Annotated in this window: 9 protein-coding genes and 1 pseudogene; 1 reads left to right on the forward strand and 9 read right to left on the reverse strand. The window is 57.5% G+C overall.

The genetic code is table 11. The features are described from left to right. Window positions 1-12: 12 nt before the first annotated feature. Entirely contained in the window at window positions 13-597 is a 585-nt protein-coding gene (locus BMZ01_RS03055) for a CinA family protein (RefSeq protein WP_317845903.1), read from the reverse strand. Beyond that, window positions 590-1,207, reverse strand: a complete 618-nt coding sequence (gene pgsA / locus BMZ01_RS03060) for a CDP-diacylglycerol--glycerol-3-phosphate 3-phosphatidyltransferase (RefSeq protein WP_092284324.1) — start codon at window positions 1,205-1,207, stop codon at window positions 590-592. Before pgsA ends, BMZ01_RS03055 begins: the two co-directional genes overlap by 8 nt. Here pgsA and BMZ01_RS03065 point away from each other — a divergent pair. After that, window positions 1,206-1,496, forward strand: a complete 291-nt coding sequence (locus BMZ01_RS03065; protein ID WP_092284326.1) for a YciI family protein — start codon at window positions 1,206-1,208, stop codon at window positions 1,494-1,496. The genes pgsA and BMZ01_RS03065 overlap by 2 nt on opposite strands. Window positions 1,497-1,617: 121 nt before the next feature. On the opposite strand, the gene BMZ01_RS03070 is transcribed toward BMZ01_RS03065, so the two are convergent. The 7 genes and pseudogenes from BMZ01_RS03070 to dapB form a co-directional block, all read right to left on the reverse strand. After that, window positions 1,618-2,646 (reverse strand): TerC family protein, encoded by a 1,029-nt coding sequence (locus tag BMZ01_RS03070; RefSeq protein WP_092284328.1) that lies wholly within the window; start codon window positions 2,644-2,646, stop codon window positions 1,618-1,620. A gap of 291 nt (window positions 2,647-2,937) precedes the next feature. Further along, complete coding sequence (locus BMZ01_RS03075; RefSeq protein WP_092284701.1) at window positions 2,938-5,691, reverse strand: FtsK/SpoIIIE family DNA translocase; 2,754 nt, start codon at window positions 5,689-5,691, stop codon at window positions 2,938-2,940. 37 nt (window positions 5,692-5,728) lie between these two features. Then, on the reverse strand, window positions 5,729-6,208 hold the full coding sequence (locus tag BMZ01_RS03080) for a TIGR03085 family protein (RefSeq protein ID WP_223845858.1): 480 nt from the start codon (window positions 6,206-6,208) through the stop codon (window positions 5,729-5,731). Window positions 6,209-6,228: 20 nt separating this feature from the next. Next, window positions 6,229-8,052 (reverse strand): annotated as a pseudogene (locus BMZ01_RS03085) (ribonuclease J); the annotation flags it as partial. 272 nt (window positions 8,053-8,324) lie between these two features. Then, a complete protein-coding gene (gene dapA / locus BMZ01_RS03090) occupies window positions 8,325-9,233 on the reverse strand; it encodes a 4-hydroxy-tetrahydrodipicolinate synthase (RefSeq protein ID WP_092284334.1) in 909 nt (302 codons plus the stop codon). A gap of 75 nt (window positions 9,234-9,308) precedes the next feature. Continuing rightward, window positions 9,309-10,049 (reverse strand): FAD-dependent thymidylate synthase, encoded by a 741-nt coding sequence (thyX, locus tag BMZ01_RS03095; protein WP_092284336.1) that lies wholly within the window; start codon window positions 10,047-10,049, stop codon window positions 9,309-9,311. A gap of 1 nt (window position 10,050) precedes the next feature. After that, window positions 10,051-10,788 (reverse strand): 4-hydroxy-tetrahydrodipicolinate reductase, encoded by a 738-nt coding sequence (gene dapB / locus BMZ01_RS03100; RefSeq protein ID WP_092284338.1) that lies wholly within the window; start codon window positions 10,786-10,788, stop codon window positions 10,051-10,053. Window positions 10,789-10,877: the final 89 nt, after the last annotated feature.

Raw genomic sequence — 10,877 nt, forward strand, 5'->3', positions numbered from 1 at the left:
GCACCACTTTCCTTATTTGTTCCGAGCAGATGAAGATTCTCGCAAAGATTCCGGCGAAGTTCCTTCCGAGGTTCCTCCTGAAGATCCTTCCGCTGATCCCGCCCCAATCGTCGGCAAAAACAACTGGGAAGCAAAATAAGCAATCGCCTCCTGGCACGCCAATTCGCGGATCTCATTGCGCGAAAACTCAGGGTCCAAGTTCAAGGTGGTATCCACCACCAGGCCTTCTGGGCCGGCCACACCCACATGCACTTCCCCCACCGGATGATCATCCTGGCGATCTGGCCCGGCCACCCCGGTTAAAGAAATCGCCCAATCAGCACCGCATACCTCGCGCGCACCACGGGCCATCGCCCGTGCGCATTCCGCGGAGATCACGCCATGGGCTTCTAAGATCTCCCAATCCACATGCGCAAGCGAGGACTTCAATTCCGTGGCATAGGTAACCAGGCCACCGCGCAGAACACGTGAAGCCCCCGGTACTCCAGCAATGGTTGCCGCCAGCATCCCCGCGGTTAAAGACTCGCAGGTGGCCAGGGTTTCCCCACGCGCAGCAAGCCCGTCGAGCAACTCCGGCAACGCCACCTTCCTAGCCACGGGAACTCCCACCACTACCAGCGCTCTTACGCGCCTCACGCTGCCCCGCCAGCACATATTGCGCACCAGTCAGCACCGTCACAATCACCGCAGCACCCATCACCACATAGGAGACATACATCAACCACTGCGGCATCGGGCACAGGAACATCGCCACCGCCAGGGATTGCAACGCGGTCTTAATCTTCCCGCCCTGGCTAGCCGGCAACACCACCCCACGTTTGAGTGCTGCCATCCGCCACAGGGTAATCCCCAGCTCACGGATCACAATTACAATGGTCACCCACCACCACAGCTTGCCAATAATATTCAGGCACACCAGGGCGGTAATCATCAGCGCTTTATCCGCAATAGGATCAGCGATTTTGCCGAAATCGGTCACCAAATTCCGGGCGCGGGCAATATCGCCGTCGAGTTTATCGGTGATCATCAACGCGACGAATAACCCGAATGCCCACCACATGCGCTGGCTAATCACCAGGTAGGCGAACACCGGGATCAGCAGAATGCGTAAAGAGGTCAGCACATTCGGCAGGTTGAAGTTCGAGGGTTTCGCTTGCGTCACGCCCCCAACCCTACCCGTTCGCCACCGGACTACACTCGTGCGCATGAACACTTTCGTCATCTTGTACCACTACGCCCCGGATAGCCAGAAGATTCTGGAGATCCGCCCGCAGCACCGCGAGTTCCTCAAAGCCCTCAAAGATGAAGGCAAATTGATCGGCTCCGGGCCCTTCACCGATGGTCAAGGTGGCGCACTTATCGTCATCCGTCTCCCCGAACCCGCCACCGCCGAAGACGCCGCCGAGCTCATGGATCGCGACCCCTTCCACACCGGCGGCGCAATCTCCGCCCGCACCATCCACTCCTGGGACCCCGTCCTCAACGTCTTCAACTAACCCCAGGTTTTTGCTTCCCCCGAGACCCGGTGCTTAAGGCTGCACAACAAAGGCACGGTCCGCACAGATACTTCCGTGGGGCCGCGCCTTTTTGTTTTCCCTTGCGAGTAGCCGGAGAATTCTAGCTTGCCGCCGCCGCAGCTTCGGCGCGTTTCTCTTTCCGCGCGTCCGACTTCGATTTCCAAATACTCGCCAGCACCGTCACCGCCAAGATCCCCACAATCGTAAACAGCGAGGCTTCGGTAGAAATCTCCGCCACCGGAACATCCGCACCGCCATTAATAAAGGGCAGGTTATTTTCATGCAGGGCGTGCAGCACTAGCTTCACCCCAATAAAGGCCAGCACTAGGCCTAAGCCGTAGGGCAGGTACACCAGGCGATCCAGCAGCCCATCTAACAGGAAGTACATTTGGCGCAACCCCAAAAGCGCAAAGGCGTTGGTGGTAAAGACAATATAGGCCTCGCTGGTGATGCCATAGATAGCCGGGATGGAATCAAGGGCAAACATCACGTCAATCAGGCCCACCGCCACCAGTGCCACAAAAAGTGGGGTGAGGGTGCGTTTCCCGCCGCGTTTGACCACCAGCGCATCGGATTCATAATCCGGGGTTACTTGGACGACCTTGCGCAGCCAGCGAATCACCAGCAAATCATTGGGGTCAGTTTCCGGGGCGTCGGTAACTTCCTCCCAAATCAGCTTCGCCGCGGTGTAGAGCAGGAAGATGCCAAAGAGGTAGAACACATCCGACCAGGCATGAATCAGCGCGGCACCAGCCAAGATGAAGAGCAAGCGCAGCACCAGCGCTAGCGCAATACCAATGAGCAGCACCTTCTGCTGGTACTTCCGCGGGATCTTAAACGCGCCCATAATCAGCGCAAACACAAAGAGGTTATCTACGCTGAGTGCTTTTTCGGTGATATACCCGGTAAAAAACTCCACGCCATGTTGATGCGGCCGCCCGGGTTCGGCCCACACAATCCACAAGAAGATGCCAAAGGCGGTGGCAAGCGCTACATAGAAAAGCGACCACAGCGCTGATTCTTTAAGGCTTGGTTCGTGCGGGGTTTTGACGTGGGAGAAGAAATCAAAAACAAAGAACCCGGCGATCACCACAAGCGTGATGATCCAGGTAAGGGTATTTACTTCCATGGCTAATTTAAGGGTCCTCCGGAGTCGTTGACATTCCGGAGGTCTCCCCCACCCAACTATCACTAGTGGTGGGCCGACGGGACCGGGTGCTTAGTGCGCTTGAACACTACGCTGCCGTGTTGACGATCGCCGCCGCTTTGGGGGTACTCCCCTCCTAGGCTCCCCGCCACTATAGCAGTGCCCGCACTAACCCGGCGCCCCCGCATCTATCCGCACTACAACCACGCAGCCTAAAAAGCTTAAGTGCCGCCACCTGCTCAACAACTCAGGTGGCAGCACTAGCGCGTCTTCTTAGAAGGCACCCTGGCTGGGGTTATAGCTGGCTTCTACAACCTTGGTGTCATCCTCACCAGCCGGGTCATCTTCCCAGCCTTCTTCCTTGGGCACATCAGCTGGGTCAGCACCCTTAATCATCCAGATCACGGTGTCCAACTCTTCTGGCTTCACCAGCACCTCACGCACCTTGGAGCCTTCCGAGGGGCCCACCACCCCGCGGGATTCCATCAGGTCCATCAGGCGACCAGCCTTGGCGAACCCAACCCGCAACTTGCGCTGCAGCATAGAGATGGATCCGTTTTGGGCGGTCACCACTAATTCCACCGCGGCAATGAGATCGTCCATATCCTTGCCGATCTCTTCATCAATATCCTTCGGTGCTTCCTCACTATGACCATCGGTCACACCTTCGGTGTATTGCGGTTCCGCTTGCTCCTTCGCGGCTTCCACCACCCGCTGGATTTCCTCATCGGTCACAAAGGCACCCTGCATACGGATGGGTTTACCAGCACCTTGTGGGATAAACAGCGCATCACCCATACCAATGAGCTTCTCCGCGCCACCTTGGTCCAAAATCACCCGCGAGTCCGTCAAAGAACTAGTAGCGAAGGCCAAACGCGAAGGCACGTTGGTCTTAATCAAACCGGTCACCACATCCACCGAAGGGCGCTGCGTGGCCAGCACCAGGTGAATACCCGCGGCACGCGCCTTTTGAGTGATCCGCACAATGGATTCTTCAATTTCCTTCGGTGCGGTCATCATCAGGTCCGCAAGCTCATCCACCACGCACACTATGTAGGGATATTTGCGGTATTCGCGTTCGGATCCCAGCGGGGTTTGAATTTCCCCGGCCTCAATTTTGCGGTTGAAGTCCTTAATATGGCGCACGCGCGTGGATTTCATATCCATATAGCGTTGCTCCATTTCCTCAACCAGCCATTGCAATGCCGCGGAAGCCTTCTTGGGTTGAGTAATGATGGGCGTAATCAAGTGCGGAATACCCTCATAAGGCGTTAATTCCACCATCTTCGGGTCCACCAAAATCAAACGCACTTCATCCGGTGTCGCCCGCGTCAACAAGCTAATCAGCATGGAGTTCACAAACGCGGACTTACCGGAACCGGTAGAACCAGCCACCAACAGGTGGGGCATTTTCTGCACCGAGTGCGAAATGAAGTCGCCTTCAATATCCTTACCCAAACCAATAAGCATCGGATCATGATTCGCCACCGTTTCCGGCGCATTCAGCACATCACCTAGGCGCACCATTTCACGATCCGTATTCGGCACCTCAATACCCACCGCGGATTTACCCGGAATAGGCGTCAACAGGCGCACATTCTCGGTCGCAGCAGCATAAGCCAAATTGGATTGCAGGTTCGTAATCTTCGAAACCTTCACACCTGGGCCCAGCTCCACCTCATAACGAGTCACTGTCGGCCCACGCGAAAAACCAGTTACCGCCGCATCGATCTTAAACTCCGCGAACACATCGGTGATCGCCTCAATCATGCGGTCATTGGTCTCCGAACGCGTCTTCGGCGGTTCACCCGGGATCAACAAATCCGCACTAGGCAACTCATAGTCACCCTCCGTGACCCGCGGCTCTGGCGGCGTAGCCGGCGCCTTCTTCGTCTCACTCTTCGGCGTATGTGCCTTCACCGCCGCCGGATCCACCCCCGAGCGCGCAATAATCGCCTGCCGGATCGACTCCCGCGACGCCGCCACCGTATCATCTGCAGCCTCTACCGCCGGGAACTCATCGGTATCCGGATCCGCATCAAACAACCCCTTGGGCTCCTCCTCAACGGGGTAATTCTCCATCGGAGCTGGGCGCTTGCGGGGGCTCGGTTTGGGCTTTTCTTCGAGCTCGGGTGCCGGGCGTGGGGCAGGTACCCGCGGGCTTAAGGGGCGGGGCTTTGCCGCACCTTCTGGGTCCTGAACGCGACGTTCCAATTCTTGGTCCACGCCGCCATAAAGGTCATCATCATCGATTTCTTCTTCCGCCGCTTCTGGTGCGGTTTTGAAGGATTCGCGCACATAGTCATAGGCCTGTCGCACGCTAATACCGGTGACCTTCAAGGCCCCATAAATAATAATCAGCACCAAAATGGGGATCGCCAGATAAGCCGAGAACCCCATAGCCAAAGGCCCACCAAGATAGGCCCCTACTGCCCCACCAGCGGTTTTACGGTCCGCCCACTCAGTTGGGGTGCCCGCAAAAATATGCACCAAAGCCAACATGGCCAGGGCAATCAGCACTACCCCAAAAACCACTCGGCGATCTGCTGGCACATCCAGCATCAAAATAAAGGCAATAACAATCAAGGCCACCGGCAGTACAAAAGCGCCCGCACCGATGCTTAAGTGCACTGCCGAAGCAATCCAGGCACCAATCGGGCCGGCGATATCAAACCACACCGAGGCACCCAGAATCACCGCAATACCAATCAGGATTAACCCAATGCCATCAGAATGCTCGCGAACAGTCCGCGTGGTTTCTTCTTCCGGAATGTCTTCTTCCACCGCGGTTTCCCGGCGGCGTCGCTTGGGTTGTTCTTCCTCTTCATCTTGGTACTCATCGCGGGGGCGCTTGGCGATGGAGCGTGACATGCTCCCCACCCCGCGGGCGGTGGCGCCAAAGATTGAGGCGATTCCTTGTCCTACCGCGCGGAAAGCGCTGCCGGTCCTCTCATCGGAGGTCTCGGCAGCGCGCGTGGCGGGGAGAGTGATCGTACTCTGATCCTTAGGGGCGCTTCTTACAGGCATGCAATCCACAATAGTTGCACCAGCCCCAGCTTTCACATTAGGTGACTTCTGCGGCCTGTCGCCGACCCCAAGCCCAAAGAATCAACTCACTAGGTTTCCCCATCACCTTGGTCACCGCATCACCGCGTGTGGCTACCCCACGATCCCCCAACACAATCGCCGGGAAACCTTCGGGCACCAACATAATGGGCTTTTCCTTGCGCAATAACACGGGCGCAAAAACCTTCAGCTTTTCCACCAGCATTTTTTCTACCTTGGTAGAAAACTCGCGCGGTGCCATCCCATTGGCGCGGCGAACATCCTCATGGTGAATGAAGTACTCGACCGTATTGACCACATCATCAACCGCGGTGGGTTTCCACAGGTTAACGGTGTCCTCGTAGCTCAGCTTCTGGAAGTAACGCCAGGGCTGTTGGCGCACTAAATTATGGCGCGCCAAGTCCTTCGTCTCCCAGCCTTCACATAGCGTGGGCGCATGCGGGCCCAGCTCAAGCAGCAGTTGCTTAAGCTGGGCCATTTCCTTGCGTGCAAAAGACATTAGAGGCTTTCGCGGTGAGCCCTGATGTCATCATCATCCACATGCACATCCGAAGAGGTCATGGGGATAACAGTGGGCATAATCATCGGCTGACGACGCCACTTCTGTTCCACATAGCGGCCAACCTTGCGGCGCAGTTGCTGCACCATGCGGTAGGGATCATTTTCCCCAGTAGCTGCCAGGTCATCCATGGTGGTCTGCACCAACTCGGCGACTTCCGGCATCATGGCGCGGGCATCTTCAGAGAAGCCACGGGCCTGTACGGAAGGCTTCTCAAGCAGACGACCAGTGCGGTTATCAATCACGGCGGTGATATTAATCAAGCCACCTTCACCTAAGGAGGTGCGATCCGCCAGCACTTCAGCATCAATATCGCCCATGGTGGAACCATCGACATACATGTGGCCGACTGGGATCTGGCCTACGACTTCAGCGCGGCCATCAACTAGGTCAACAACCACACCATTTTGGGCGAGAACCACGCGTTCGCGTTCCACACCCGTGGCAATGGCGAGTTCCTTATTAGCGCGCAGGTGGCGCCACTCGCCGTGCACCGGCATGGCATTGCGCGGGCGGGCAGCGTTATAGAGGAAGAGCAATTCCCCGGCATAGCCGTGGCCAGAGGTGTGCACCTTCGCATCACGACCAGTGATCACGGTGGCACCAATTTGGGCCAGCATATTGATCACACCGAAAACAGCTTCCTCATTACCCGGCACCAGGGAGGAGCTCAAGATAATCAGGTCACCATCACGCACAGTGATTTGGCGGTGCTCGCGACGCGCCATGCGGCTCAGCGCTGCCATGGGCTCACCCTGGGTACCGGTGGTAATCAAAACCACCTTGTGCGGTGCCATCTTGGCAGCATCATCCATAGAGACAATGGTGCCGCGCGGCGCCTTGAGGTAACCCAGCTTCTGGGCGATATCCATATTGCGGATCATCGAGCGGCCATTGAAGGCCACCTTGCGGCCCGCTGCCACTGCTGCGTCCACCGCGGATTGCACGCGGTACACATTGGAGGCGAAAGAAGCGATGATCACGCGCTGTGAAGCATCAGCTACCAGGCGCTTTAAGGTGGGTGCTAAGTCTGCTTCCGAACCAGAAACACCAGGGGTGGTGGCGTTGGTGGAGTCGCACAGCATCAAATCCACACCTTCATCGCCGAAGCGGGAAAGCGCCGGCAAGTCGGTGGGGCGACCATCGGTGGGGGTTTGATCCAGCTTGATATCGCCGGTGTGAATAACCAGGCCAGCACCAGTCTTAATGGCCAAGCCCAAGCAGTCCGGAATGGAGTGGTTCACATTCCAGAAACGCACATTGAACGGACCCCAATTTTCATTGGACTTGTCATTAACCTCAATGATGCGCGGGCGCAGGCGGTGTTCCTGGCACTTGGCGGTAATCAGCGCAGCAGTAAAACGGCTGGCCAGAATCGGGATATCGTGGCGCAGTTTCAGCAGCCAGGGGATGGCACCAATGTGGTCTTCGTGACCGTGGGTGATAACCAAAGCGTCCACGCGGTCGAGTTGATCCTCAATGGGACCAAAGTCCGGGAGGATCAGGTCCACACCGGGTTCACCGGAGGAGGGGAAGAGCACACCGCAGTCCACGATCAGGAGACGGTTGTTGTACTCGAAGACCGTCATATTGCGGCCAATTTCGGAGATCCCGCCTAGCGCATAGATGCGCAGACCATTCTTCGGTGCCTTCGGCGGGGCGGGCAGACGCTTGGTGAGGTCTGCGCCCTGCATGGATTTCACCACATTGCGGCGGCCACGTTGCTGGCGTTGCTGGTTATTGCTGTTGCCGGCATTGCTGTTGTTCTTACTCCGATTGCCGCCACCGTTACTGTTATTGCTTTTCTTCTTGGTGGTGCCAGTTGCATCGGTCTGAGCGGCAGCAGTGTTCACGGCATCGCGGTCGCCTTGTTGCCCGCCAGAGAACTGGGGCTGCGGGGCGCTGGCGGCCGAAGATGCTTTGTTGTTGCTGCGACGAGTGCGCTTACGCTTCGTCTGATCAGCCGAATCAGCGGACTCGGGTGGGCCAGCCTTACGGGTGACCTTCCGGGTCCGCTTGGGAGAATCAGTCATACTTACAGGACTCCTGCTTTTTTCATGTCATGGGCGAGGTCCTCGAGTTCCGCGTCGCTTGCCCCATTAACAGGCAGGCGTGGCTCCCCAACAACAATGCCTTGGAGGCGAAGCGCGGCTTTAGCCATAGTGGCCCCGCCGAGTCGCCCTTGGGCATGAATAAGGGGGGTTAAAACTTCCGCGTTGATGCGGCGTGCGGTCTCGAGATCGCCGTTGTTAAAACTTGTGTAGAGCTCGCGAAGAGCTTTCGGGGCGGCATGGCCAACCACCGAGATGAAACCACTGGCACCAAGAGCAAGCCAGGGTAGATTGAGCGGATCGTCGCCGGAGTACCAGGCTAAACCGGTTTCGCGCATGAGTTCTGCGCCCAGGCCAAGATCGCCTTTAGCGTCCTTGACCCCCTTGATGCTAGGAACTTCTGCTAGGCGACGGATCGTGTCTGCCGATAAGGCTATTCCGGACCGTCCGGGAATGTCATAGAGGCACATCGGAAGATCTGTTGCCTGGGCAACAGCGGTGGTGTGCGCGATAACGCCCTCTTGGCTGGGCTTGGAATAGTAGGGGGTGACCAATAGTAAAGCATCGGCTCCGGCAGCAGCAGATTGTTGAGCAAGCTCAACACTGCTGGCCGTGTTATTGGTGCCGCAGCCGGCAATGATGCGGGCGCGCTCCCCTACTTCGGCTTTGACGGCTTTGAGCAGCTCAAGTTTTTCCGCCACCGAGGTGGTGGGGGCTTCACCTGTCGTGCCGGCGAGTACTAATGCATCGCAGCCATTATCGACTAGGTGAGCAGCAAGGGTTACGCCTTGATTCACATCGAGGGAACCCTCGCGGTCAAAGGGGGTGACCATAGCGACGGAGACGGTACCGAAGTACTCGACGCCGCCTGTTGCTGACAAACCTGTGCTCATGTCCAACCAGGTTACCCGTTTAAGCGACCAACGCCACTATCGAGGGGCCTGCTTGGTGTGTGCGGCGTGTCTAAGCTAGAACTCCGCCACATAAGGGCTGGTCGCCATTTCGGTGCCATCAGCCAATGTACTGATATCAAAATCCCCAAACGCGGTGGGTGCTTCCACACGCAAGAGCCGCAGGCATTCGATGGCTAGGGTGCGTAACTCCACATCGGCATGCTCGGTGGCGCGCGCGGCAATAAAGTGCCGCCAGGTGCGGTAATTCCCGGTGACCACCATGCGCGATTCCGTGGCTGCGGGTAACACATAGCGGGCTGCTTGGCGGGCCTGCCGAGTGGCCAGCGGGTTGGTACCAAGTTTTTCTTCTAAGGCACCAAGCAGATCATCGTGAATAAACGCCAGGTCTTGGGCAGCGTTTAACATCAGCCGGCTTAATTCTTCATCCTCTGCGATAGCCGGTGGCAACACGACGGTGGGTTCATCGTGGGTGAAGCGTTGGCTGAGTTGGGAGAAAGAAAAGTGCCGGTGACGGAGGAACTCGTGGGTGGCAGCCCGGGAGATACCGCGGATATACATGGTGGCGGTGGCGTGCTCGAATAGGGCGGCGTGGCCTACTTCCATGATGTGGCGAACATACGCGGCGTTGGTTGCGGTCCGCGGGTTCGGTTTATCAAAGGTTTCATAGCAGGCGCGGCCAGCGAATTCGATAAGTGCCTCGGGGCCTTCGGCATCGGTGGACCAATCAACGTCTTCGGGTGCTTGGAAACGGGTGGCGGCAATCAGTGCCACATCTAGCTTCGCGGCGCGGGACATCTTAAATCCCGAGGTACTCATCAAGACCCACGACGAGCCCCGGGTGTTCATTGATCTTGCGCACGCCTAGCAGCACACCGGGCACGAAGCTGGTGCGGTCATAGGAATCTTGGCGGATAGTAAGGGTTTGGCCTTGGGTACCGAAGATCACTTCTTCATGGGCAACCATGCCCTGCATACGCACCCCGTGGACCTTAATGCCCTGAACATCCGCACCGCGGGCACCATCTAGGGACTGATCGGTGGCATCTGGGCAGGCATCCATGCCGGCTTCTTTGCGGGCGGCGGCAATGGCTTCGGCGGTGTGCACGGCGGTACCGGAGGGGGCGTCGAGTTTATTGGGGTGGTGGAATTCAATGACTTCGGCGGATTCGAAGTATTGTGCGGCCTGCTTGGCGAAAGCCATGGTGAGTACCGCGGAGATCGCGAAATTCGGGGCGATAAGTGCGTGGGCGGTGGATTCTTGGCACCAGGAGCGCACCTGCTCGAGACGTTCTGGGGTAAAGCCGGTGGTGCCTACCACGGCGTGGATGCCTTCCCCGAGGGCGTATTTGAGGTTATCCATCACCGCGTTGGGGGTGGTGAAGTCGACGACTACATCGGCGCCTTTAATGTCTTCGATTTGGGAGCCCTCGTCGACGGTGGCGTAGAGGTCGAGGTCTTCGGCTTCTTTGACGGCTTCGACAATGGCGGATCCCACACGTCCGTGTGCTCCGAGTACGGCCACCTTAATACCCATTGGTTTGAATGCTCCTTAAAAAAGACTGAACTCGTCGTGTGTTGAAATGCTGCTGCATTTACTCACGACGAGTCTAGCCTTGGAAGAAT

This window comes from Corynebacterium spheniscorum, assembly GCF_900113445.1.
Lineage (GTDB): Bacteria > Actinomycetota > Actinomycetes > Mycobacteriales > Mycobacteriaceae > Corynebacterium > Corynebacterium spheniscorum.